Origin of the sequence: Trueperella bonasi (assembly GCF_030811535.1) — a bacterium.
GTDB lineage: Bacteria > Actinomycetota > Actinomycetes > Actinomycetales > Actinomycetaceae > Trueperella > Trueperella bonasi.
In genome coordinates this window covers 424153-449704 of record NZ_JAUSQX010000001.1, presented here as the reverse complement: position 1 = coordinate 449704, position 25552 = coordinate 424153, and the positions used below count along the sequence as shown (strand labels likewise).

Genomic DNA, 25552 nt, shown 5'->3' with positions numbered 1-25552 from the left:
CTCGGGCGGTGGCGAGGATCTCCGCGGGCGAGCACCTCCGGCAACTTACTTTGCCGCCCAAAGTTTTCTCCACAGTCCGTGAAATGCATAAAATTGGCCGAAATTCTCCGCAGCCCTGAATGTGCACTCTAGCTTTCTGATCAAATCGCAACATGTCACAACCTGCTTATGATTTTCGTTCCCAAACATCTACGAGCTCCGGGAGAGTGAGCATCATACGAACTGCGGAACCAGAATTTGCGGAGCATCAGCGTGCACACTTCGAAGCTCAGGCTAAAGAACGGCTTTGGTCTTATAGGCGCACTGCACAGCTCGCTGGCCGCCAAGTGGTTCTCGCAAGATCTCGAGACTTTTGGAAACATGTGAAAACTCGCGGTTACGAGAAAATCGCTCGAGGTTATGCGGCAATCCTCGCACAACCCGCAGATCGTGAAAATTTGAAAAAATGGGTCGAGCAGGAACGAATGCATTTCCATAAGATCTTGTACTTGAGTCAATGGAAGTCACAAACCGCTATCGCGGATTTGTCTGCTGCGCTCGTTTGGGGATTTCCGCGAATACGAAACATTCCGCAAAAGGTGCGGCGCGTAACATCCAATAAAAACTGTGGTGGGCGTTCTGTTAATCACGTAACCAGGCGTACTTCGGTGGAGCCCGACGCCGTCGATTTCGGGGGAGTGATTGTCACTAGTCTTGAGCAAACGATTGTCGATCTCGCATGTGAGGACGGCCCCGAACCCGCCGTCGTCGCTGCGGATTTTGCTTTGCACAACGGACTGACAACAAAAACCCGAATCGTGGAAGTGGCCAAAAGGCAGGGAGCTCGACCGGGTATTCGAAATTTCTGGTCGATGAATGAAGTCGCTGACGGCCGCGTTGAATCTCCCCACGAATCACTGATGAGGTGGAGGTTTTACTCCGGTGGTTTTGAGATCCCGGAACCGCAAGTCAGGATCAAATTTGGGCAGTCCGAGCGGCGTCCTGACGGATTCGACGCACAGCAACGGCTCATTTATGAAGCCGATGGCAAGGGAAAGTACGAACTCCATGACGGTGGAGTAATTGGTGCCTTTCATGAGGAGCGGCATCGCGATGCTGAGCTCGAAGCTTTGGGTTTCCGGGTGTTGCATATGACGTGGGACGACGTCCGAAATGATGCGCGGTTTGCTCAGTGGTGCGAAAGGCTAAAGGTTTTTCCGACTGTGGCCCAGCGGAAGCCGTCAAGTAGGAGAACTCGTGGAATTTTGGAAGCGTCGTGAGATTACCGGAGGTCCATAACGTTTTCGGGGGTTGATAAATCCCCGCGGAGGTTCATAAGCCACGGGTTTTTGCATTGTGCGTGGCTTACCGACCTCCGGTGGCGGGATGCGTCTCCGGTGGCTTTCGGATTTTTCGCTGCTCTCGCTACTGCCAAGTGAGCCAATCCCCGCTATTGTGTGAGCGACTATCTAGCGGGTGAGTTGCTATTCGCTGATTCTCATGGATATGGCTCACCGGGATGTAGACATTACGGATCCAGAGAATCAAAGTTTTTATGCGGAGACCGAAGAGGGAAAGTTGCACGGCGCGGGCGTCGTTTTCGCACACGGATTCGGGCAGACTCCCGCCGTTATGCGGCCGTGGGCAAAATATTGGCACACCCTAGGGGCGAGCGTTGGGGTGCCGGTGTTGCCGGGGCATGGTACCTCGTGGCAAGACATGAGTAAAACACCTTGACATGACTGGTATGTCGCAATTGAAAGCGCCTATGACTGGCTGCGCGAACGAAGCGACCACGTGTTTTCAGCGGGAGTATCTATGGGTGGTGCTCTCGCAGTGCGGCTTGCCGAGCGTGAAAACATAGACGGAGCATTTTTGGTGAATCCTTCTTTGGGAAGCGACGAAATCAAATATAAATTCGCGGAACTAGGCGCACTGCTGTGCAGGATCTAGCCCAATACGAATTACGGAATAGCTATCACGTGGCCACCATTGATTTCGACAAGGAATACATCTTCGAAACCAGTGCGAACCTCATCGAAAAGTGGCTGCAAAGGTGAAACGGGATCAACTTTTAGAAGTGGTCATAAGCCAATCGGGTGCTAATCGCATTCTCGGAGGTCCATAACGTTTCCGGAGGTTGGTAAGTCCTCGCGGGGATCCGTAAGCCAGTGTTTTTCGGGTCTTCCTTGGCTTATCGACCTCCGGCGGCGAAAAGAACCTCCCTCGGTGAGTAGAGTGATGCGGCGAAACTGGTCTGGTGGTGCTGTGCGAAGGATGAAGCCTCACCGCCCGAGCGACAGCACCACCAGACCAGTACCATACCTAGAGCAGCGCCACCGCCTGCTGAGCGATCGACAGCTCCTCGTTCGTCGGCACAATCATCACCTTCACGGTTGAATCCTCGGTGGAAATCACACGCGGCTCCTTCGAGCGCTGCGCATTCTTTTCTTCATCGAGCTTGATCCCGAAAGGTTCGAGCCTCTTGATGACGGCGGCACGCGTGAGGTTGTCATTCTCGCCAACGCCAGCGGTGAAGGTCAGCACGTCGAGCCCTCCCATCACGGCCGAGTACGCGCCGATGTAATGCAACAGGCGATGCACATAAACCTCAAGTGCCTCGAGCGCGTTATCATCACCGTCGGCGGCAAGCTGATTCACAGCGCGCATGTCGTTGTCACCGGCAAGCCCCTTTAGGCCGGACTTCTTGTTGAATAGCGTGTCAATCTCATCAATCGACATGCCACCCACCCGCGCAAGATGGAACACGGCAGCCGGATCAATATCACCGGTGCGGGTACCCATCATGAGGCCTTCAAGCGGGGTCAAGCCCATCGACGTGTCAACCGCCTTACCTTCTTTCACGGCCGACACCGATGCACCATTACCTAAGTGCATCACGATCTGCTTGAGATCATCGCGCCCCTCGAGCTCGCTCACCTTTTGCGAGACGAACATGTGCGACGTGCCGTGTGCACCATACCTGCGGATCTGATACTTCTCGGCAACCTCACGATCAAGCGCGTAAGTGGCCGATTCCCTTGGCAGCGCCTGGAAGAACGCGGTATCGAACACGGCCACGTTTGGCACGTCGAATAGTTCACGCGCCACCTCGATCCCCTTCAAGTTCGCGGGATTGTGGAGCGGCGCTAGCGGCGCGAGCTCTTCGATACGGGCCTGTACGTCGTCGTCGATGATCACGGCCTTGTCGAAATACTTGCCGCCCTGCACAACGCGGTGGCCCACGGCCTGCACGCCGGCCTCCTCGAGGTTCGGCCCGTGCTCGTTGAACATGTCGATCACGAGGCGCAAGCCTTCGCCGTGGTCGGCGATCCGTTCGTGCAACTCGTAGGTTTCGCCGTCGTACTCGTGTTCCAGATGGCTCGTTGACTCGCCAATCCTTTCCACCAGACCCACGGCGATCGATTCGCCGCTACTCGGGTCAACCAGCTGATATTTGATCGACGATGATCCGGAATTAATGACCAGTACTGTCACTGGAGTTCTCCTATTCTGTATGTGCCTGTGTTTGTGCCGTTTCGACGACGGCGGTTGCTATGCCTGCGCCTGAATTGCCGTGATGGCAACTGTGTTGACGATGTCCTCGACGAGCGCGCCGCGGGAAAGATCGTTGACCGGCTTGTTCAATCCCTGCAAGACCGGTCCCACGGCTACGGCACCGGCGGAACGCTGCACGGCCTTGTACCCAATATTGCCCGAATTAAGTTCGGGGAAAATGAACACGGTGGCGCGCCCGGCAACTTCGGAATCGGGTAGCTTCTTAGCGGCGACGTTCGGCTCAACCGCGGCGTCGTACTGAATTGGCCCTTCGATCGGCAGCTCCGGCGCCATTTCCTTGGCTAGCGCGGTTGCTTCAACGACGGCGTCGACGTCCGGCCCCGCGCCCGACGTGCCGGTCGAGTAGGACAGCATTGCAACGCGCGGTTCAACTCCGAACTGGACGGCCGTTTCGGCCGATGACACGGCAATGCTGGCCAGCTGTTCCGGATTCGGGTTGGTAGTTACCGCGCAGTCGCCGTACACGTAGACGCGATCTTCCATCAGCATGAGGAAGCACGAGGAAACGAGCTTGGTGCCCGGCTTGGTCTTGATGATCTGGAAGGACGGGACGATTGTATTCGCCGTCGTGTTCACAGCGCCGGACACCATGCCGTCGGCGTCGCCCATGTGAACCATCATGGTGGCGAAATAGGATAGATCTTTGAGCGTTTCAACGGCCTGCTCGTAGGTGACGCCCTTCTTTTCGCGAAGGAGTGCAAACTCGGTGGCGTACTTGTCGATGCGCTGCGGATCCTGCGCCGAAACGATTTCGGCCTTGCTCAGATCGAGCCCGAGCGCCTCGGCCCGGCCGCGAATATCGGCCTCGTCGCCCACCAGAATGATGTCAGCAACCTCGCGGGCGATCAGCTCGTCGGCAGCCCGCAAAATGCGCTCGTCGGAAGCCTCCGGCAACACGATCCGCTTACGATCCGCGCGCGCCCTGGAAATCAGCGAAGACTGGAAGCTCAGTGGCGTGATCACGTCTGAGCCGTGTTCCATAGCGCCCTTAATAACCTCGCGATCGTGATCCTCGAGCACCACCTCTTCGCCGTCGAAGAAGTAGATAATCGGGGTGTGCTCGCCCTTCGGATCCTGAGTCTGCTCAAGCTCGCGATCCGCATGCGTCATAGCAATCGCGGAAATGGGCGCGTTCTCCTTCTGGATCACCTGCGCCACAAGATGCGAGGTGTCTACCACTTCCTTCGGCGAGCGGGTGGCGCCAGACATGATGAGGAAGACCGACGTTCCAAGGTTGGCGGCGGCGCGGCCAGTACGAGCCAGCATGTCTGGATTGACGGGATCGCCATCGAGTAAACCAAGGATCAAAACCGCGTCAAAGCCGTGTGCGTAATCGGTATAGCGCTTCACCAGGTCGGTCATGGCGGCCTCTTCATCAACGAAGTACGCCTGCCTGGTGGTGCCCCACGCGACGTCGAGGTCCTCTTCACGGCCGACCTGCGCCAGAAGGTCCTTGAACTCGTCGTCGGAGTTAATTGGTCCGTTCGTGAAAGCGCGGAAAACCCCGAGGTTTGGATAATCGTTCAAAAGCTGATCGATCACGACGCGTGCCACTGCGCGCGTACCAGAATTTCCCTCTGCTGCTGTCAAATAGACACTCTTGGTCATGTCATCCTCTCGTCATTGTGAGGCATGCGGACTTAAGCATGCGCAACAGGACTATCGTCGCACGTTTTTACCCGCGGCGGTGGGCAAGTTGGCAATCAGCCGAAAACCGGCGCACGATAGTTGCGTTAGAGGAGGTTATATGAGTCGACGACGCCCGCGTAGCCAGCGCCGCTCCGAGCGCCAGCGTGAGCTACGGCCGGCTTTTCGCGCGGGAGTAAACGCCTCGCCGGTGATGTTGCCGGATGCGGATTTCGCGTGTTTGGGCGAGTGGGCCCGGGAACGGTTCGGTGAATCAGGGCGTAAGCTTTTTGAGCGCGGCGATATTTTCTTTGACTTTTCTGCTCCGGCGCGGGCCGATGATCCGTATCGCGCAGGTGAGCGAGTGTGGATCTTCCGCCCGGTTCCTGATGAGCCGGACGAGCCGATTGTGCTGGAGGTCGTACACCGGGCCGAGCGTTTCGTCGTCGTCGATAAACCACATGGGATCGCGACCATTCCGCGGGGGATGTACGTGGCTAAAACGGTGACGGTGGCGGCGCGGCGGCAGTTTCATAACGACGACGTCGTGGCTGCCCATCGCCTAGATGCGGAGACGGCCGGACTCGTGTTGCTGACGGGCGAGCCGGCCTGGCGTGGGCCGTACCAGGATCTGTTCGCGCGCCGGGAGGTGCACAAGGTGTATTTCGCGGTGGCGCCTGCGGTGGATATGCGGACGGTGGCGGCTGGCCGGGCGCGCGTTGCCTGCGATGAGTACGGTGATGGTTGGGCGACGGTGGATCTGCGGATTGAGCGGGAGGCGGGCGCGATTGCCGTCGATGTTGTGGATGGGGAGCCGAATTCGCGCACGCATATTCGGATGGTGCGCGAGTTGGGGGATGGGCTTGCGCTGTATGAACTGCATCCGATTTCTGGGCGTCTGCATCAACTGCGGGCGACGATGAATCATTTGGGTGCGCCGATTGTAGGCGATCCGTTGTACCCGGATGTGCTGAGTCTGGAGGCGACGGCGGCACGCGATTTGCCGACCCAGTTGCTGGCGGCCCAGTTGGCGTTTAGGGACCCGGTGGATGGCACGGACGTCGTCGTGAAAACTCGGCGAACCTTGGCGCTTGCGCCGGAGCTGGTGGTTTAGTGTGGGTGGTAGCTCGGGGTGGCTGGCCGCTTTCGGGGCGGTGGCGAGCAGCTTTCGGGACGATAGCCGGGCGCGGTAAACTAGTGGCGTGAATGAAATACGCCCTGTGCTTGTAATTGATGATGGTTCCCCGAATGTGCAACTGGTTGCACGGCTGGTCCGAAAGGCCGGATATTTTTCTGAGCTTGCGCCGGCGGCGTGGTCGAAGGAGCGGTTGCTCGAGCGCGATCCGCAGGCGGTGGTCGTGCCACGAGGTGCCACTGGTGTCGTTGAGGGGCTTGACGCGCCTGTGCTGGAAATGGACTGGCAGGCTAGCGAATTCGATTCGGCGACGATCGAAGAGTTTTTGGCGGTTGCCGGGCTGGAGAAGAATTGGTCTGCGCGCGGGGTGATTGACGATCAGATCGCGAAAATCCGCACCCAAGTGGGGGATAAGCGTGCGATTGTTGGGCTGTCAGGCGGAGTGGATTCGTCTGTGGCGGCGGCGCTCGTGCATGAAGCGATTGGCGACCAGCTTACGGCCGTGTTCGTGGACCACGGTTTGCTACGCAAAGGCGAAGCCGAGCAGGTTGTGCGTGATTACGCGGGCGCTCGCGGCATGCGAATCTTAGCGATTGATGAATCGGAGCGTTTCCTGAGCGCGCTTGAGGGCGTGAGCGATCCGGAGGAAAAGCGCAAGATTATCGGGCGGGAGTTCATTCGTTCGTTTGAGGCCGCGCAGCGGCAGCTTCTTGAGGAAGCCGGCACCGAGGGCGCGGACATCAAGTTCCTCGTGCAGGGGACCGTGTATCCCGATGTGATTGAATCGCTTGCCGCCGATGGCGGGGTGTCCGTGAAATCGCATCACAACGTGGGTGGGTTGCCCGAAGATTTAGATTTTGAGCTTGTAGAGCCCTTGCGTGATCTTTTCAAAGATGAGGTGCGGGTGATTGGCGAGGAGCTCGGGCTTGATGCGAAGCTGGTGTGGCGTCAGCCGTTCCCGGGGCCTGGCTTGGGCATTCGGATTATCGGCGCGGTTGATCGTGAGCGTCTGGATCTGTTGCGCGAAGCCGATGCAATCGTGCGCGAGGAGCTGAGTGCTGCCGGGCTGGATCGCGAAATTTGGCAGTGCCCCGTGGTGTTGCTGGCCGACGTTCGGTCGGTGGGCGTGAGCGAGAGTGGGCGCACCTACGGCCATCCGATTGTGTTGCGGCCTGTGCAATCGCAAGATGCGATGAGCGCGCAGTGGACGCGGATTGATTACGATTTGCTGGCGCGGATCTCGGAGCGGATCATTGCCGAAGTTGATGGTGTGAACCGGGTTGTGCTGGACGTGACGGCCAAGCCTCCGGGCACCATCGAGTGGGAATAAAATATAGTGTTAGTGAATGCGAGCCTTTGAGGAAACGGAACTTAGCGAATGATGCGAATTAGCGCTTAATCCACTTGATGGGTGATGATCCAATCAAGGAGTTCGTCATATCCTTCTTGACCGGAGGCGATAGCTGATATTTGAGAAATAAGTTCTTTTTGAGAATATTCCAGCTCAATTCCATTCAGAGCAAGAAAAACAAGCATGACGTGTACGCCTGTCCTCTTATTGCCGTCAACAAAGGGATGGTTCGAAATGAGGCCGAAGCCAAGCCGCGCTGCTTTCTGGTGGAGGGAAGGGAAGATGTCTTTTCCCTCGTAATTTTGAAAGGGGGATGCTAATGCAGAATCAAGGAGATTTGCATCTCTTACTCCCTCCAATCCACCAGTGCTACTGATGAGATCGGAGTGAAGCTTTAAGACTTGCTCTTTTGAAAGATGAATCATTTAGCTAGCTCTTTATAAGCTGCTTGATTTTTCTCAATTAATCTTTGAGAAATTTCGTCTACGGTCTCGTTTGATGCCAGTTGCATTTCTTGGGCAGCTTCAAATTCAACAATAAGGTACCTCGGCACATTGTTCTTTAAAATTACTGCAGATCCTTTTTCGTCGACTAGGCGGGCAACTCTAGAAAAATTTTGATTCGCTTCCGTGATAGAAACGAGTGTTTCGGTGTCTATCTTCATATTTGCATCTCCTTATCCGTAGACACTTTACAACGAACTCTAGGATGTATTCATCCTATTATGTAGGCTTGGGTTGTGCATGGAACCCAAATTAAACGGGGCTCTTAACACGCGAATTGCCGAACTCTGGGTGCCCGCCCACGGCACCTATTTGCCTACATTCGTAATGCCGAGGAATTTGAGGGACGATTTCGGATCGATCTTCGTATATAGCAACATCGTGCTGGATTCGTCCCTCAAATGTCAGCAACCGAGTTGAGGTGCGGTGCCGAGCGGCATCGGGGTGCCTGCCGTGAATTGTCGGAGGGCTGATTTAGGCTGAAGGGGCTATGTCTGAACAGAACATGTCCCCAGCCGATCGTTTGCGCGCCAAGGTGCTTGCCGCGCAGGAACGCAATGCGCGAATCTCCCGCTGCGAGCCACAAATCAACCCGCCGGCTACCTCGCGCCAGGTGCAAGAGTCGCTATGGGAAACCCAGCACAGCACCGGCCAGCCGGCCCGTGAACGTAGCAACGCCGAGCTCGAGGAGATGCTCGACGGGCTTAATCCTCAACAGCGCGAGGCTGTTACCCACGAAGGCGGGCACCTGCTCGTTGTAGCCGGAGCAGGTTCGGGCAAAACCCGCGTGCTGACCACGCGAATCTCCTACATGATCGCCGCGGGCCGCGTTCGCCCCTCGGAAATTCTTGCGATTACGTTTACGAACAAGGCCGCGAAAGAAATGCGCGAGCGCCTCGAACACATGATTGGCCCAACTGCGCGGCGCATGTGGATCTCCACCTTCCACTCCGCCTGCCTGCGTATCTTGCGCTCCGAACACAAAGCCCTCGGCATGCGCTCCACGTTCACAATCTATGACTCCGCAGATTCGAACCGGCTCATGACGATGGTTGCCCGCGAGGAAAACATCGACACCAAGCAACATCCGCCCAAGAAGCTCCTGCGCAGAGTCTCCGACCTCAAAAACGAAATGATTGGCGCAGAGGAATTCGCGCGCGGGGAGCTTGATCGCGACGACGCCGTCGTTGCCGAAGCTTACCTCGGATACCAGCGGCGCCTACGAGCTGCGAACGCCGTGGATTTCGATGATCTGATCATGCTGACAGTCCAGCTACTGCGTCAGCACCCGCAGATCGCCGAACATTATCGGCGCAGGTTCCGCCACGTGCTCGTGGACGAATACCAAGACACGAACGTGGCCCAATACGAACTAATCCGCGAGCTGGTGGGCGAGGAGAGCGACGAGCCACACGGCGAGCTGACGGTGGTTGGCGACGCCGACCAGTCGATCTACGCCTTCCGTGGCGCCACGATCCGAAATATTCAAGACTTCGAGGAGGATTTCCCGAACGCTACGACGATTCTGTTGGAACAAAATTACAGGTCTACGCAAAATATCCTCTCAGCGGCGAACGCAGTGATTTCAAATAATGCGGGCCGCCGGCCGAAGCGGCTGTGGACCGATTCGGGCGCGGGAGAAAAGATCGTCGGCTACGTCGCTGATGCGGAATCGGATGAGGCTTCGTTCGTCGTTGAGGAGATTGACACCCTGCGCGATGCCGGACTGAAATACGGCGATGTCGCGGTGTTCTACCGGACGAATGCGCAATCGCGAGCACTCGAAGAAATGTTCGTGCGCTCGGGAATCCCCTACAAGGTTGTAGGCGGCACGAAGTTCTACGAACGCAAAGAAATCAAGGACGCGATCGCCTACCTGCAGGCGATCGCCAATCCTGATGACACGGTGTCGATCCGCCGGATACTCAACGAGCCCCGGCGCGGCTTGGGCGCGAAAGCCGAGGAATCCGTAGCCGCACACGCAGCGCGCTGGGGAATATCGTTCGGTGCTGCGCTCACCGATGTCGCGCATCCGGAGGCAGCGATCGAGGCCGGGCGCTCGCCCGTCGACGGCCCGCAGGCACGTGCCGCAAAAACAATGACCGAATTTGTGGAAATGCTCGAAGAGCTGCGCGCCAAAGCGGAAGCAGGTGCCGAACCGGCCGATATTCTTGACGAAGTGATGGATCGTTCGAACTATGTGGCAACGCTCCAAAAGTCGAACGATCCGCAAGATGAGGTACGCGTTGAAAACCTTGCCGAGCTGCATTCTGTGGCATCCGATTTTCGGGTGGTCAACGAGGGGGGAACGCTCGCGGATTTCCTTGACCAGATCTCGCTTGTGGCCGATGCCGACCAGATCCCGGATGAGGACGGCGGCGAGGGGGAGGTCGTGCTCATGACCGTTCACACAGCGAAAGGTCTCGAGTTCCCGGCCGTGTTCGTGACCGGCATGGAAGACGGCACATTCCCGCACATTCGGGCCATGAATTCGCCGGATGAACTCGAAGAAGAGCGGCGCCTCGCATACGTCGCCTTCACGCGCGCCCGCCAACGTCTGTTCATCACGCGGGCCGGTTCGCGCTCGCAGTGGGGCGCCCCGCAAGAGCTGCCCGCCTCGCGCTTTCTTGAAGAAATTCCCGCCGAGACCATCGACTGGCGCCGCGACGAATCCGCCATGCAAACCCTGCGCGGTTCCGCCGCTTGGGGACGGGCGCGTTACACCAAAACTTGGGACGAGGACGACGATTTCGCTCCGGCTTTCGGGAGCGGGTCTGGTGCTTATGGGCGATCAAAGCCTGCGTCATCCACGTTTAAGGCGAGCAAATTCGGAAAGGCGTCGGCGACGGAAGCAGCCGGCCCCGAGGCTGGTGCAGCAGCGGCCACAAATGAGCCCGGCGCCAACTCGGCCGTGCCCGAAACGGGCGGGCTCGCCGTCGGCGATACCGTGCGGCACAAGTCGTTCGGCGTGGGCAAAGTGCTCTCATTCGAGGGCAAAGGCAAATCCACTATCGCCAAGGTGAAATTTAATTCTGGGCCAACGAAGCGCCTCATGCTTCGCTTCGCACCTTTGGAGAAAGCATGAGCAAATACGGACTTCGAACATCTCGCGGCGGTTCAGGCGAGAACCGGCCAGCTTGCGTGCCCGGTGAAAACGCTCCCGCTCATTCGCTGGATTCACGTTCATCGGCGTCTGGCACGACGCGCGCCCGCGCTACAGATGGCCGAGAGCGAGTGTCTCGAATCGCGTCAAGAGACGAAAGCGGCAAACTGGCGCCCCGCGATCCGGTTGGCAGGAGCCGGCCAGGCTCGCGGCGGACCGTCAAAGCGCCGCCCTCGCCGATGTCCGATCACGGCGGATACATTAAGGGGCTGGACGGCTTGCGCGCACTCGCCGTCGTTGCGGTTATCGCCTACCACGTGTTCCCAAGTGCTGTACGCGGCGGGTTCCTTGGCGTCGACGTGTTCTTCGTGCTGTCGGGATTCCTTATCACCACCCTGCTCCTGCGTGAAGACCGCACCTACAACTTCATTGACCTTAAAGGATTTTGGCAGCGCCGAATCCGAAGGCTGCTCCCAGCGCTGATTCTCCTCATTATCATCGTGATTCCCGCGGCACTCGCCACCCACCGCGACCTCCTCGTCGGCACACCACGCCAAGTGCTCGGCGCGCTCACCTTCACCACGAACTGGCTCGAAATCCTGCACGGCTCTTCATACTTCGACCAAACCACACCCAACCTGTTCAAAAATCTATGGTCGCTCGCGATCGAAGAACAGTTCTATTTGCTGTGGCCGCTGATTATGATCGTGGTGCTGGTAGTGCTGGCAACGTGGAAGGCGCGGCTCGCCCTCGCTGTTGTACTGGCGCTGACTTCCGCCGGTTTGATGATGGCCCTCTACAACGGCGACAATCTCACGAATCTTTACTACGGCACGCACACCCATTCTTTTGGCATCGCGATCGGAGTGGGGCTCGCCTTCATCTGGTCTGATCCGAACGCGAGCGTACTCGGGCGCGAACATTGGCGGCGGTACTCGGCCGGGTACGGCTGGGCGGCGCTCGCGATCTTAATTATTTTTATGGGGATCATGCCCGATACCGGGCCGTGGGCCTACCTCGGCGGCATGTTCCTGGCCTCTCTTGTCACCGCGGTTCTCATCGCGGCTTTGCTGGCCCCGGATTCGATTCTCGCCATGATTGGCGAAGGCAAAGTTACCCGCTGGCTGGGCACACGCTCCTACGGGCTGTACCTGTGGCATTGGCCAGTGCTCGTAATCGCCGCGGTTTTATGGCCCGCCGCGATCGGCTCGGGAGAGTACCTCCTGCGTTCTGCCGTTGCCCTGCTTGGGACCGGAATTATTTGCGAACTGTCTTACCGCCTTGTTGAAACCCCAATTCGGAAAAATGGGATCCGGGCGTCCATGCGTTATGTTCGCGACGCCGTCGTTGACACCGTGGTTGGAAAGTTCGGCGCGGTTGTGCTCGCGGCTTTAGTGATAACGACGGCGGTCGGGCTTATCGTGGCGCCGGCGAAGAGCCAGACGCAGCTCATGATCGAGGCGCAGGAGGCAGAAACGGCGGTCGACAAAGCTGACGGCGAGGCAACCCCCGGGGCTGATATCTTGGCGCCGCCAGAAGAACTGTCTCCGAATTTGGATACGTCGATGCCGGAATGGAGTGAGATCACGGCGATCGGGGATTCGATGGTGGTGGCCTCAAAGACCGGCCTTGAGGCTGCGATGCCGGGAATGAACTTCCTTGCCGAATCAAATCTCAAATGGTCGGATGCGCTTGGGCTGGTTGAAGCGGGCCTGGCGGAGGACTCGATCGGGCGGGTCGTCGTCGTTCACTTTGGTACTAATGCGGGTATCCCGGACGAAAACGATGTTTATCGCGTTATCCAAGCGCTCGGTCAAGAACGCATGATTTTGCTTGTTAATCTCTATTCGCCCTCGACTTTTATCGATGATTCGAACGCGATCCTAGCCAAGGTGGCCGAGCAGTACCCGAACGTTACACTGATCGATTGGCATGCGGCGGCTTCGGCGAATCCTGAGCTGCTGCAAGTCGATCAAACGCACACTTCACTTGAGGGAGCGAACTTTTACGGCAACCTGATGGCAGAATCCGTGGCTGAGTTTTCGGCTGAATTATCCGAGGAGCCGCGCTCCACGCAACCATGATCGCGATGATTTAGGTATGCGCTAGTGGGCAGGCTTTAGAACTCCCAGTCGCTGTCTTCCGTTTCTTCGGCCACACCAATGACGTAGGAGGAACCTGAACCTGAGAAGAAGTCATGAGTTTCGGTGGAATCAGGAGCTAGGGCCGCAAGTATTTCGGGTTTTACCGCCGATTCCTCGGGAGTGAATTTTTCTTCATAACCCAAGTTCATGTATGCCTTGTTGGCGTTGTAACGAACAAAGGCGGTGGCGTCGTCGGCAAGCCCGAGCGGGCCGTAGACCTCCTCGGTGTAAGCAACCTCGAGCTCGTAGAAGTCATCGCTGAGCTCGTCAACAAAAATCCGCATGTCTTCCTTGCGCTCCGCAGACGCCGTGTCTAATCCGCGCTGGTACTTGTAGCCGGAGTAGTAGCCATGAACCGCTTTATCGCGAAGAATGAGCCGGATCATATCAGCTGAATTCATCAGCTTACCGCGGGCTGCCCAATGCAGGGGTAAGTAGAAACCTGGGTACAAAAGTAGTGACGAAACCAGTGTTGCGGTGGCTTTGCTCTTTAACGGATCATCCCCATAGTAGTGTTCGAGCGCAATGGTCAAGCGCTTTTGCGCGATGTCGTTGTTGACCACCCAACGATAGGCGTCTTCGATATCTTCGCTATTAGAAAGCGTGGAAAAGATCGAGGAATAGCTTTTGGCATGGACGGCTTGCATGAAGGCGATATTGGTGTAGACCGCCTCCTCGTGTTCGGTTCGGGCATCTTGGATTTGGCTAATTTCTCCCACCGATGCTTGAAGGGTGTCAAGCATTGTGAGACCCGTGAATACTCGGAGCGTAGCTGCTCGCTCCTGATCGGTGAGCGACATCCACGAAGGAATATCATTTGCCAGTGGTATTTTCTCGGGTAGCCAGAAGTTTGTGGTTAGTCGATGCCAGACCTCGTGGTCTTTTTCGTCGACGAGCGTGTTCCAATCGATCGGACGAAATCGGGCCAGAGGATCCTTCGGATAGTGCGGAGGCGTGACGGTGGCTTGCCGGATGGGCACATGTGGGGGAACTTTATTGGTCATGATTTCCTCAGGTTTGCGAATTGGTGTTTTCAAAAAGGGACGTGATGATGCCGCGGACTTCCCGGACATCGAGGCTTGTACCAGTTAGCTCGTAACGGTAGAGCTCGGGAACGTCGCATTTGGCGGAGATGATGTCGCCAGCCTTGCAGTAATCGACGCCGAAGTTCCTGTTACCAGAGGGAATGACGCCGCGAATAAGGGATCGATTCGTCGGGTCGTTGAGGAAGTGGATCACCTGTTTTGGTACCGATGCGGCTTGTTTGCCGCCGCCGTAGGTGGGGACGAAAAGAACGTAGGGATTTACGACTTGGATCATGCCCTCACGCGCGGGGCGCAGCGGTATGCGAATGGCTGGTAGGCCGAGTTTTTCGACAAAGCGTTTTGTGTTCTCGGAAACTGACGAAAAGTACACGACGGAAGGGGAATCCTGTGCCGCAATGGGCCGCATGGTGAAGCGCGAGGACGTGGGGCGTGAACGCACTGCTTCCTCTTTCTCGAGCCTTATCTGGATTAGCTCCGCTTAGTGTAGCAAAAGTTAGGGGCGCCCAAAATATTAGTTCGCCGCATCTAATTCCCGGATTTCGCGTGAGCAATCGAAAGCCGGGACACGAGTGACATAAACAGTAAAGGGGCGACGACGGCCGCCCGTCGTCGCCCCTCATCGCTTTCGCGATATTGAATTTACTGTCCCATGACCTCTAGACCACAATCAGTCATAGTGCTTGTGAACTTTCTGGTCACATCGATGGGGAGATTTGCATCTCCGTTGGCAATCGTGTTCAGAACGTCAACGTCGTCGACTTCCTCCTTCAAGGGGGCAACCATACACTGGGCAATTTCGTCAACAACTGCGGAGTCGACTCCGAGCTTTTCCTGTGCCTCAGCGCGGTCAAGAAGTGAACGGATGCCGGTCTGGAGCTTATCGTCCGTCGGCATATTCGCCTCTTTCTCTGCAGTTGCCGCAGCGTCTAAGCACTCCTTGGACGCTTCGTAGAATTTGGTGTTTGCGGGCTCATCTACTGGGGTATGACCGAGCAGAATACTGTTGCGGTCTTGGTCCGTGAGGTCATCCTCGATCTTGGGGAGCACGCATGCGGCCCACGCCTCGGCGTTCTCTACTGAGACGTTGAGCGAGCTGGTATTGGCGGCAGCCTTGACGAGACCGGCCTCGGCCGCGCAGTTCACCCACGCGTCGTAGTCGTCCGCACCTACGCCCATCGACGATGGCCAGTTTTCGTCGTATCGGGTCTTGAGTAGCTCTTTGAACTTCGAGACATCGTCTCCGGGGGCTGCCTCTTGTGAGCTTTCATTGTCTGCTGACGTTTTTTCGGCGTCCTCGTCGGAGCTGCATGCAGCGAGAGAAGTTACTGCATCGCAACAGTTGCGAGTGAGGTGAACTTCTTTAATTTTACGTCTTCTTCGATTCATGTTTTCACTTGGGTGAGAGCACCCAAGGATAGCAGTGTAGTGCCGCACTCATGTGAAGAAAAGTATCTGGAACTTTCCCGAATAGCATGTGATCCACGTCTATTTTCGGTATGCTCGAAGAAATTCTCTCGACGCCGAGACAATTAGGCCGATTCGCCAAGCGAAAGGACACTTCGTGGATCTCTACGAATACCAAGCTCGTGATCTGTTTGCCAAGCACGGAGTGCCCGTGTTGGCTGGAAAAATCGCATCAACCCCAGAAGAAGCATTCGACGCAGCAACGCAGCTGCTTAAGGAAACCGACCTCGTCGTCGTGAAGGCACAAGTGAAAACCGGTGGGCGCGGCAAGGCGGGCGGCGTGAAGCTTGCTCGCAGTGCGGAAGAGGCACGCGATAAGGCTCAAGACATCCTTGGGATGGACATTAAGGGCCATACCGTTCACCGTGTGCTTATCGCTGCTGGTTCTGACATAGCTGAAGAATATTATTTCTCGATCCTGCTCGACCGCTCGGAGCGCCGCTACCTTGCGATGTGCTCGAAAGAGGGCGGCATGGATATCGAGCAACTCGCTGTGGAACGCCCGGAGGCCCTCGCGCGCATCGCGGTGGATCCGCTCGTGGGGATCGATGAGACGAAGGCGCAGGAGATCGTCGGCGCGGCCGGCTTCGAACCGGAGCTGGGTAAGCGGGTCGCGCAGGTGATTCTCAAGCTGTGGGATGTTTACGCGAAGGAAGATGCCACGCTCGTCGAAGTGAACCCGCTCGTGCGAACCCCGGAGGGTGAGATCATCGCGCTCGACGGCAAGGTCACGCTTGACGACAACGCCGCATTCCGCCACGAAGAACACGCGCAGCTCGTTGACAAGCGGACCGAAAACCCGCTTGAAGCAAAAGCCAAGGCGCTCGACTTGAACTATGTGAAGCTCGACGGCGGCTGCGTCGGCATCATCGGAAATGGCGCGGGGCTCGTCATGTCGACCCTCGACGTCGTCGCCTATGCCGGCGAAGAATACGGCGTTGGTCCGGCGAACTTCCTCGATATCGGCGGTGGCGCATCGGCAACCGTGATGTCGAACGGGCTCGACGTCGTGCTCAACGATCCGGATGTGAAGTCCGCATTCGTGAACGTGTTCGGCGGAATCACAGCATGCGACGAAGTGGCACGTGGCATCGTAGCCGCCTTGGAAATTCTTGGTGATACGGCGGACAAACCGATAGTTGTGCGACTGGACGGCAACCGCTTCGAAGAAGGCCGGGCGATTTTAGAACAAGCAAATCACCCGCTGGTCACGCTCGCAGACACGATGGATGGCGCTGCCGCACAGGCGGCCAAGCTGGCAGCAAAGTAGAGGTTGAACAATGGCTATTTTTCTCGATAAAAACGATAAGGTCATCGTCCAAGGCATGACCGGTGCCGAAGGCCAAAAGCACACTCGGCGAATGCTCGGTGCCGGAACTCAGATCGTGGGCGGAACTAACCCGCGCAAAGCTGGCCAGTCCATCGAATTTGAGGTTGAGCCGATTGGCTACGGTAAGGACAATCGCGAGGCACGCACGGTAGCCGTTCCCGTATTTGGCACCGTGGAAGAGGCGAAGGACGCCACGGGGGCCGAGGTGTCCGTGATTTTCGTTCCACCGGCATTTGCCAAAGAGGCCGTGATCAATGCGGTCGATGCCGGCATGCGGCTCGTTGTGATTATCACCGAAGGAATTCCGGTGAAAGACGCCTCCGAATTCCTCTCTTATGCTCAGAAGAAAGGCGTGCAGCTGATTGGCCCGAACTGCCCGGGAATCATTACGCCAGGCCAGTCGAACGTGGGCATTACGCCGCCCGACATTACGGGTCCGGGCAAGATTGGCTTGGTGTCGAAGTCTGGCACGCTGACGTACCAGATGATGTACGAACTTGCGGATATCGGGATCTCCACCGCAATCGGCATTGGCGGTGATCCAATTATTGGAACGACCCATATTGATGCGATCAAAGCATTCGAGGAAGATCCCGAAACCGAGCTGATCGTGATGATCGGGGAGATCGGCGGCGACGCCGAGGAGCGCGCGGCTACTTACATCAAGGAGAACGTATCGAAGCCGGTTGTGGCCTACGTTGCGGGCTTTACGGCTCCCGAAGGCAAAACGATGGGGCACGCGGGCGCGATCGTGTCCGGTTCTGCCGGAACCGCGGAGGCGAAAAAGGAGGCCTTGGAGGCTGTTGGCGTGAAAGTGGGCAAAACCCCTACTGAAACCGCTAATCTGGCCCGGGAAATTCTGGCAAATCGGTAGGGGTGTCGGGCGGTCGAGCCATTTGTTGTGAGTTTGAGGATTTCTGTGAACGATTTTGCATAAATCCGGGGGTTTTCTCACAGCAAATGGCTGAAGCCTTCACTTAGGAAGTGACCAACACGCCGCTGCGCTTTTCCTTGCCGAGCCCAAGTTCGGGGAACGATGGAGGAGTGAAAACCATCGACTTTTCCCGTGAAATTGTGGCAGCCCGCGGCGCGCTGGCGGCGCCATTTTTTACGTGGCTGGCCATGGTCATGTTCACGGTTGTGCTCTACACCCTTACGGCATCGGCTCCGATGCTTGGAGATACCACCTGGACGGATGCCGCTCGCCTTGGGACCGGTTGGTGGATGACTGCCTACGGCGGGGAGCTCAGCATCGGTGGCACTCCGGTCTCGCTCATGCCGCTAACGGTCACCTTTATCGCCATTTACGCGAGTTACGTGGCTTTCCGCAAGCGTCAAGTATCCACGTGGGGCGAGGTTGCGAGCGCGGGATTTGCCCAAGCCGGTACAGTCGCTGTGATTGGTTTGCTTATGCAGCCCTCCGGTGCCTGGTGGCCCGCGATTTTCGGTGCGTTCGTGATTGGGGCGACGACGGCGACTGCCGCCGCTCGCCATGAGCTGCTGAAATGGGAGTGGGCGTACGAATCTTGGGATCGAATCAGGCTGTTGCTGCGGGCACTCGCAATCGCGAGCGTGGTTGTCGGCGTTCTAGCAGTGATTTTAGGTTGGTCGCGGATACTGGAGATCCACGGTTCTTATCTCACCGGCATGATCGGCAGCGTGGGGCTTGTTCTCTTTCAACTTGCATATGTGCCTGTGGGGATTGTCTGGGCGCTGGCTTGGTTTCTTGGAGCGGGCTTTGCTGTTGGTGAGGGGACGGCATTCTCGGTTCTTGGCGTTGAGGCTGCACCGCTTCCAGCGATTCCGGTGTTCGGCGCTCTACCAGAAGTGTCTCAAGGGCGGCCATGGGTGCTGATCATCATCGCGGTAGTTTTCACTGTTCTTGGCGTGATCGTCACCCGCCGAGAAAATATCGTTTTCAAGCAAACCCTTATCCGCACGGCGATCTCGGTATCGACTATCGCCATGATCGCCTCCCTGCTCGGCCTCATGGCATCCGGTGCGATTGGCCCGGGCCGCATGCAAGTAACGGGACCCACCCCGGCTGTGCTCTTCGGATTCACGCTGCTCATTGTCGGTTTGCCGTTTTTGCTCGGCAGCGTCGTGGCTCACGAGGAAACGATTGAGCGCGTCCGTAGTCGGATTGACGAGTTCAAAGAAGATCGTGAGCCAGCGGAGGCTTCGCCCGGGCAAGACGTGGACGATTCGCAGGAGCACTCTTAGACGCACGTACAATGGCGGCATTGCCCTCTAGGAGGTTTTTGTGACACGCCGTGCCCTCATTTCTGTTTCTGACAAGACCGGTCTCAGCGACTTTGCCCGCGCGCTCCATCAGGCTGGCTACGAGATTATCGCCACCGGATCCACCGCCTCGCTCATCGCAAGCGCAGGTATTCCGGCGATACCAGTTCAGGACGTGACCGGATTTCCGGAAGCTTTTGATGGCCGAGTCAAAACCCTCCATCCGCATATTCATGGCGGGATCCTTGCCCGGCGCGATCTGCATGGCGAGCAGATGGCGGCGCTTGGGATTGCGCCGATCGACGTCGTCGTAGTGAATCTGTATCCGTTCCGGCAAACCGTGGCCAGGGGAGCCAGCTTCGAGGAGGCCATCGAGCAGATCGACATTGGCGGCCCCGCTTTGATTCGCGCGGCGGCAAAGAACCACGACGACGTCGCCGTAGTTACCGATCCGGCGCAATATGAGCGAGTAGTCGCCGCGCTCGACAGCGGCTTTACGTCCGAGTTTCGGCGGGAATTGGCAGCATCCGCCTACGCGGTGACGGCCCGCTACGACGCCGCGATTGCGGCTTGGCTTGCCCAACAGCTACAAAGCGATGAACATTCGCAGGATGCGCCCGAATATCCGCAAGAAGCCGCGGCGCTACCGGCGTCGTTAAATCCAACGTGGGTCAAGATGACAGACCTGCGCTACGGCGAAAATCCCCATCAGAAGGCAGCCCTTTACGGTGACGGCTCGCAAACCGGTCTAGCCAGTGCTGAACTGCTTGGCGGTAAGCCGATGAGCTTCAATAATTATCAGGATACGGAGGCGGCCATCCGCGCTGCGGACGATCACGAGCAGCCGGCTGTCGCGATCGTCAAGCATGCCAACCCGTGTGGCGTAGCGATAGGGCAAGACGTCCGCGCCGCTCACGAGCGTGCCCATGCCTGTGATCCGGTTTCGGCTTACGGCGGGGTGGTGGCCTCGAATCGCCCTGTAACAAAGGCATTGGCCGAACAGCTCGCGCCGATTTTTACGGAGGTTATAGCGGCGCCGGACTTCGAGGCGGAAGCCTTGGAGGTGTTGCGAGAGAAGAAGAACCTGCGAATCGTTCGTATTGCGCCCGCGGCACCGGGCCTTGATGTCGTGCCGATTAGTGGGGGAGCCGTGATCCAAGAGCGCGACGAGCTGGTTCCGGCGCGTGATTCGGCGGCCGCGTGGGAACTGGTCGCGGGCGGGGCCGCCGACGCCGAAACACTCGCCGATCTTGAATTCGCCTGGCGAGCTGTGCGCTGCGTGAAATCGAATGCCATCTTGCTGGCCGCCGGCGGCGCGACCGTCGGTATTGGAATGGGCCAGGTCAACCGAGTGGATTCCTGTCGGCTCGCCGTTGATCGGGCCAACGCACATGGCACCGAGCGGGCCCGAGGCGCCGTCGCCGCTTCGGATGCTTTCTTCCCGTTTGCAGACGGCCTGCAGGTTCTCATCGACGCCGGGGTGCGCGCCGTCGTACAACCCGGCGGTTCCATCCGTGACGATGAGGTGATCGAAGCTGCCCGCACCGCGGGAATCACGATGTATCTCACGCACACGCGCCACTTCGCCCACTGATCGCCCACAACATACACTGGCTTTATGGACACGACGAAAAGCCGCAAGTTCCCTCCCGCGCCGGTTTATGTTCTGCTGGCAGGGTGGATCGGCGCCGTTGTAGCAATTGGCTTTATTGCGGACGTGAAGACGGCAACGTACGCGCTGGCTGTTTCCTTGCTCGTCTTCGCATTCGCACGAGTAGTCTTGCCAGACGGTGCCGTGCCGCGGGTCAGGTCTAAAGCGCACGACGCCGTCGTCGCAGTTATCTTCGCCGTTTTGCTAATCGCGCTGGCACCTTGGGGTAACACTCCGCCAGTCTGAGACCTCCGAGGGGGATTTAAGACCTAGCGTTCGGCATCGGCCACGATGTGGAGCTGCTCGAGATCGCCGTCGTATGTCTGATCGGACACGATGTGAACAACGTTCTTTAACGGCAAGTACCACGGATCGTAGGGAAGCCGGTCGTTCATATCGATCAGTTCGGGCATATGCGCCGCCGGCCGGCTCTGGATTTCACCGTCGATCATCCCAACGTGATACGAACCGTGCCGACCCTCATCGAGCTGCTGTTGAAGCTTTGCCATCGCAACGTTAACCAGCCGCACCGCAAGCGTTCGATCGAAAGGCACGGGGTTGCCGCCCTGCTGGGCGTGCCCTAAAATCACCGAACGCACATCGAACAGATGGCCGCCCTCTTCTTCGAAAATATTGCCCATCACGTCGGCGCTGTAATATTCCGAAGCATTCTCGTTGCGCACCACCAGATAGAGCTGGCGGCCCGAATCAAAGGAACGAATCATCTTCTTCGTGTCCTTAGCGAGCTGGCCGAGCGTCACGCCGTCTTCATACAGGTAAACCTGCTCGGCGCCCGTCGTCAAACCACTCATGAGCGCTAAATATCCGCACTTACGGCCCATTGTTTCCACGACGAAACACCGCTGCGAAGCCGAAGCCGACTGCCGAATCCGATCAATCGTGGCCGTGTTCCAATTCAACGTGGTGTCCACGCCGATCGAAAACTCCGAACCGGGCAAGTTGTTGTCAATCGAAGCGGGAACGAGCACGATTGGAATTTTGAACGCCGGGTAGCGTTCCTGCTCGCGCTGCATCTCATAAACCATGCGGTAGCCCTTGAAACCGCCGATAACGATAAGGCCGTCGAGTTTTGCTTCCTCGATGGCTCGGCCGAGCGCATAGTAGTGGTCAAGCTCGGGGATTGTGCGCCGCGTGCCTAGGTAGGCGCCGCCGTCTTCGGCCCATCCTTCGACGTCGTGCCACTTCAGCTCGCGAACCTTGCCATCGAGCAAACCCGGGAAACCACCCTCGATGCCGAGCATCGTGTAGCCGCGGTCGATGCCGAGCTTGACCGCGGCGCGGGCAGCGGGATTCATTCCCGGTGCTAGCCCGCCAGCATGCAAAATGCCGATCCGCTTGGAATCCTCCGAGCGCTCGCGAGCTTCGGGGGAGGAAAGGGTGTTAAACAGGTCGTACATTTCGCGGTAGTGCCCGCCGCGTGAGGCCATTGCCGAATCCCAGTCGCCCTCTTTAAGGTATTCGGCGACTTTGCGTGTGTTCGCGATCGCTTCCATCATCGGCAAACGCGTGATCTTGTTACGGCGGGTGCCGATGATCATGGGCTCGGTTTCGTGGGTGGCGTGGAACATTTCATAAGCGGCGGTGTAGCCGAGGAGGGTTGGCATCCAGCGGTCGTAGGCGGATGGAATTCCGCCGCGCTGCACGTGGCCAAGCGACGTAATTCGGGCATCCTCGCCCATACGTTCCTTGATGGCCGCTTGGACGTCGTCGGCGGAAATTGGCGTGCCATCCCGGTCGGTTGCGCCTTCGGCGATGACGATCAGCGAATCACGCCGGCCGTTTTCGCGGCCCCGGCGAAGCTTGTCAGCTAGCTCTTCCTCCCAGCCATCGGCCGGTGGGAGTTCGGGGATGAACACGTAGTCGCAGCCGCCCGCGATCGCCGACATGAGGGCGAGATATCCGCACCGGCGCCCCATCACCTCGATGATGAACGTGCGTTGGTGAGAGGCCGCCGTCGCCTGGATGGCGTCGATCGCTTCGATAATGCGGTGGAGCGCCGAATCCGCGCCGACCGTCATATCGGTTCCCACGAGGTCGTTGTCGATTGAGCCAACGACGCCGGCAATCATCAGTTTTTCGTGAGTGGCGGCTTCTTCGGGGCTCACTTCGCCGTCGTCGAGAAGCTCTTGAAGAAGCTCTGGCCACAGAGCACGCAGTTCGTCGGCGCCCGTCAGCGTGCCGTCTCCGCCAATGATAACCAGCCGATCGATGCCGTGTTTGATGAAATTTTTGACGGCCTTCTTCATCCCCGAGCGCTCACGGAACTCGTCCGAACGCGCCGTGCCGATTGCTGTTCCGCCTTTGTTGATGGTTGAGGAAACGTCGCTCCAAGACATCTTTTTGATGAGGTTGCCCCCTTCAACGGGCCCACGCCAACCCTCGAGAAAAGCGTAGGGTTCCGCGCCGAGTTGAAGGGCCGTACGAACAACTGCTCGGACAATAGCGTTCATCCCCTGAGCATCGCCGCCTGAGGTGAGGACTCCAATTTTGATTTTTGTTGCGCTTGTATCGGCTACCAAGAGATCTCCTTCAAAGAAAGCGTCCGTTTCGATTCTCTCACATTTTGCGACTGGTTCTTAGATAGAATGCCATTACCAATATGGTCTTTTTGAGGAGTGACATGACAACCCCTATTGATGCAACACTCACCGATGCGTGGGGCCGCCTTGGCCAGCTTCATGCGGAACTCAACGTTGATTTCCGCAAGTGGTTCGAGGACGAGTCGCGCGCTGAGAAGTTTACGTACCAGGCAGGCGATCTTTATGTTGATATGTCGAAGTCGTATTTGACTGAAGATATCAAGGCGGCCCTAATCGAGCTGGCCGAACAGGTTAACCTGGCCGAACGTCGCGACGCCATGTTTAGCGGCGAAAAGATTAATGTGACCGAGAATCGCGCCGTGCTACACACCGCGCTTCGCCGCGAAAAGGACGACGAGGTTCTTGTGGACGGCGAGAACGTGATCCCACAGGTTCACGAGGTTCTCAAGCGGATGTACACGTTCGCGGACGCGGTCCGGGACGGGTCGTGGACGGGCGTAACAGGAAAGCCGCTGACGACAATCGTGAACGTCGGCATTGGCGGATCCGATCTCGGCCCGGTGATGGCCTACGAAGCTCTCAAGCCCTATGTGAAGGAAGGCTTGGAGTGCCGGTTTATTTCGAACATTGATCCGACTGACGTGTCCGAGACGCTCAAGGACCTCGATCCAGAGACGACCTTGGTAATCGTGGCCTCGAAGACGTTCACGACGCTCGAGACGCTGACGAACGCGCGCCAGGTGCGCTCGTGGCTGCTGAGTAAACTCGAGGAGCGCGGCATTTCCACCGATGGTGCGGTTGCCAAGCATTTCATCGCAGTGTCAACGAACCTGGAGAAGGTTTCCGAGTTCGGCATCGATCCGGAGAACGCGTTCGGATTCTGGGACTGGGTTGGCGGCCGCTACTCGGTGGATTCCGCAGTCGGCATGCCGCTAGCGATTGCGATTGGCCCGCAGGCGTTCTCGAATTTCTTGGGCGGCTTCAGGATTATGGATACGCACTTTGCGACGGCGCCCGCCGAGCGTAACGTGCCGCTGCTGATGGGCTTGTTGAATATCTTTTACGTCAACTTTGTTGGTGCGCCAACGCACGCAATCCTGCCCTACTCGCAGTATCTGCACCGCTTTGCGGCATATCTGCAGCAGCTGACCATGGAATCGAACGGTAAGCGTGTGCGCTGGGACGGTTCGCCGGTGACCTCGCAAACCGGAGAGGTGTTCTGGGGCGAGCCCGGAACGAACGGCCAGCATGCCTTCTACCAGCTGATCCACCAGGGCACGCAGCTGGTTCCGGCTGACTTCATTGCTTTTGCGAATCCGACCTTCCCGCTCAAGGATAGCGAGGCCGATCAGCACGAGCTCTTCCTCGGTAACTTCTTCGGCCAAACCAAGGCGCTCGCTTTCGGTAAGACCGCCGATGAGGTGCGCGCTGAGGGCGTGGACGAGGCCCTGGTGACCGCCCGTGAATTCCCGGGCAACAAGCCGACGACGTCGATCATGGCGCCGTCCCTGACGCCGTCTGTGCTGGGGCAGCTCATTGCGCTGTATGAGCACATCACGTTCGTTCAGGGCATCGTGTGGGGCATTGACTCCTTCGACCAGTGGGGTGTTGAGCTCGGTAAGCAGATGGCTAATCAGCTCACTTCTGCGGTTGCCGGTGATCAGGAGGCGATCGCGAAGCAAGATTCTTCGACGCGCGGCCTGATTAACTACTACCTAGAAAAGCGGAGCAAGTAGAGACTGATTCTTGCGGGGCGCGGGCCTGGAACTGTGCAGACGAGCTGCAACCAGTTCCAGGCCCGCGCCTTTTATCCGGTTTCTCGGCTGGCTACTCGTACCC

20 protein-coding genes are annotated in these 25552 nt (G+C 57.9%); 12 read left to right on the top strand and 8 right to left on the bottom strand.

Annotated features, from left to right (window positions below):
• The first annotated feature begins 206 nt into the window (after positions 1-206).
• Positions 207-1259 (top strand): PDDEXK family nuclease, encoded by a 1053-nt coding sequence (locus J2S70_RS02080; RefSeq protein WP_307682090.1) that lies wholly within the window; start codon positions 207-209, stop codon positions 1257-1259.
• A 220-nt stretch (positions 1260-1479) separates the two neighbouring features.
• On the top strand, positions 1480-1716 hold the full coding sequence (locus J2S70_RS02075) for a hypothetical protein (RefSeq protein WP_307682089.1): 237 nt from the start codon (positions 1480-1482) through the stop codon (positions 1714-1716).
• Positions 1717-2304: 588 nt separating this feature from the next.
• On the opposite strand, the gene J2S70_RS02070 is transcribed toward J2S70_RS02075, so the two are convergent.
• Complete coding sequence (locus J2S70_RS02070) at positions 2305-3477, bottom strand: acetate/propionate family kinase (RefSeq protein WP_307682088.1); 1173 nt, start codon at positions 3475-3477, stop codon at positions 2305-2307.
• A 57-nt stretch (positions 3478-3534) separates the two neighbouring features.
• Entirely contained in the window at positions 3535-5166 is a 1632-nt protein-coding gene (gene pta, locus J2S70_RS02065; RefSeq protein WP_307682087.1) for a phosphate acetyltransferase, read from the bottom strand.
• A 139-nt stretch (positions 5167-5305) separates the two neighbouring features.
• Between pta and J2S70_RS02060 the strand changes: the two genes are divergently transcribed.
• Both J2S70_RS02060 and guaA read left to right on the top strand, forming a co-directional pair.
• Positions 5306-6298 (top strand): pseudouridine synthase, encoded by a 993-nt coding sequence (locus J2S70_RS02060; protein WP_307682086.1) that lies wholly within the window; start codon positions 5306-5308, stop codon positions 6296-6298.
• 88 nt (positions 6299-6386) lie between these two features.
• Positions 6387-7649 carry a glutamine-hydrolyzing GMP synthase gene (guaA, locus tag J2S70_RS02055; protein ID WP_407702624.1) on the top strand — a complete coding sequence of 421 codons (1263 nt, stop codon included), beginning with the start codon at positions 6387-6389 and terminating at the stop codon, positions 7647-7649.
• A gap of 65 nt (positions 7650-7714) precedes the next feature.
• Here the strand turns inward: guaA and J2S70_RS02050 are convergent, their stop codons facing one another.
• Both J2S70_RS02050 and J2S70_RS02045 read right to left on the bottom strand, forming a co-directional pair.
• The gene (locus tag J2S70_RS02050) at positions 7715-8095 is read right to left on the bottom strand and encodes a type II toxin-antitoxin system death-on-curing family toxin (protein ID WP_307682085.1); all 381 of its coding nucleotides are present in this window, start codon (positions 8093-8095) and stop codon (positions 7715-7717) included.
• Positions 8092-8334, bottom strand: a complete 243-nt coding sequence (locus J2S70_RS02045) for a type II toxin-antitoxin system Phd/YefM family antitoxin (RefSeq protein ID WP_307682084.1) — start codon at positions 8332-8334, stop codon at positions 8092-8094. Before J2S70_RS02045 ends, J2S70_RS02050 begins: the two co-directional genes overlap by 4 nt.
• Positions 8335-8663: 329 nt before the next feature.
• On the opposite strand from J2S70_RS02045, the gene pcrA reads away from it, so the two are divergent.
• The gene (gene pcrA / locus J2S70_RS02040) at positions 8664-11258 is read left to right on the top strand and encodes a DNA helicase PcrA (RefSeq protein ID WP_407702623.1); all 2595 of its coding nucleotides are present in this window, start codon (positions 8664-8666) and stop codon (positions 11256-11258) included.
• Positions 11255-13360 (top strand): acyltransferase family protein, encoded by a 2106-nt coding sequence (locus tag J2S70_RS02035; RefSeq protein WP_307682083.1) that lies wholly within the window; start codon positions 11255-11257, stop codon positions 13358-13360. Before pcrA ends, J2S70_RS02035 begins: the two co-directional genes overlap by 4 nt.
• Before the next feature lie 35 nt (positions 13361-13395).
• Here the strand turns inward: J2S70_RS02035 and nrdF are convergent, their stop codons facing one another.
• The 3 genes from nrdF to J2S70_RS02020 form a co-directional block, all read right to left on the bottom strand.
• The gene (gene nrdF / locus J2S70_RS02030; protein ID WP_307682082.1) at positions 13396-14424 is read right to left on the bottom strand and encodes a class 1b ribonucleoside-diphosphate reductase subunit beta; all 1029 of its coding nucleotides are present in this window, start codon (positions 14422-14424) and stop codon (positions 13396-13398) included.
• Between the two features lie 7 nt (positions 14425-14431).
• The gene (nrdI, locus tag J2S70_RS02025; RefSeq protein ID WP_307683355.1) at positions 14432-14872 is read right to left on the bottom strand and encodes a class Ib ribonucleoside-diphosphate reductase assembly flavoprotein NrdI; all 441 of its coding nucleotides are present in this window, start codon (positions 14870-14872) and stop codon (positions 14432-14434) included.
• 233 nt (positions 14873-15105) lie between these two features.
• On the bottom strand, positions 15106-15852 hold the full coding sequence (locus J2S70_RS02020) for a hypothetical protein (protein WP_307682081.1): 747 nt from the start codon (positions 15850-15852) through the stop codon (positions 15106-15108).
• 175 nt (positions 15853-16027) lie between these two features.
• Here J2S70_RS02020 and sucC point away from each other — a divergent pair, with 175 nt between their 5' ends.
• From sucC to J2S70_RS01995, 5 genes are all read left to right on the top strand, one after another.
• Positions 16028-17200 (top strand): ADP-forming succinate--CoA ligase subunit beta, encoded by a 1173-nt coding sequence (gene sucC / locus J2S70_RS02015; protein WP_307682080.1) that lies wholly within the window; start codon positions 16028-16030, stop codon positions 17198-17200.
• 10 nt (positions 17201-17210) lie between these two features.
• Positions 17211-18134, top strand: coding sequence for a succinate--CoA ligase subunit alpha (sucD, locus tag J2S70_RS02010; RefSeq protein ID WP_307682079.1), 924 nt, complete (start codon positions 17211-17213; stop codon positions 18132-18134).
• A gap of 170 nt (positions 18135-18304) precedes the next feature.
• A complete protein-coding gene (locus J2S70_RS02005; protein ID WP_307682078.1) occupies positions 18305-19483 on the top strand; it encodes a cell division protein PerM in 1179 nt (392 codons plus the stop codon).
• Between the two features lie 40 nt (positions 19484-19523).
• Positions 19524-21095: a bifunctional phosphoribosylaminoimidazolecarboxamide formyltransferase/IMP cyclohydrolase gene (gene purH / locus J2S70_RS02000; RefSeq protein WP_307682077.1), complete on the top strand. Its 1572-nt coding sequence runs from the start codon at positions 19524-19526 to the stop codon at positions 21093-21095.
• Between the two features lie 24 nt (positions 21096-21119).
• Positions 21120-21398: a DUF3017 domain-containing protein gene (locus J2S70_RS01995; protein WP_307682076.1), complete on the top strand. Its 279-nt coding sequence runs from the start codon at positions 21120-21122 to the stop codon at positions 21396-21398.
• Positions 21399-21421: 23 nt separating this feature from the next.
• Here J2S70_RS01995 and J2S70_RS01990 read toward each other — a convergent pair whose 3' ends face one another.
• A complete protein-coding gene (locus J2S70_RS01990) occupies positions 21422-23692 on the bottom strand; it encodes a 6-phosphofructokinase (protein WP_307682075.1) in 2271 nt (756 codons plus the stop codon).
• A 101-nt stretch (positions 23693-23793) separates the two neighbouring features.
• On the opposite strand from J2S70_RS01990, the gene pgi reads away from it, so the two are divergent.
• The gene (gene pgi, locus J2S70_RS01985; RefSeq protein WP_307682074.1) at positions 23794-25449 is read left to right on the top strand and encodes a glucose-6-phosphate isomerase; all 1656 of its coding nucleotides are present in this window, start codon (positions 23794-23796) and stop codon (positions 25447-25449) included.
• The last annotated feature ends 103 nt before the right edge of the window (positions 25450-25552 follow it).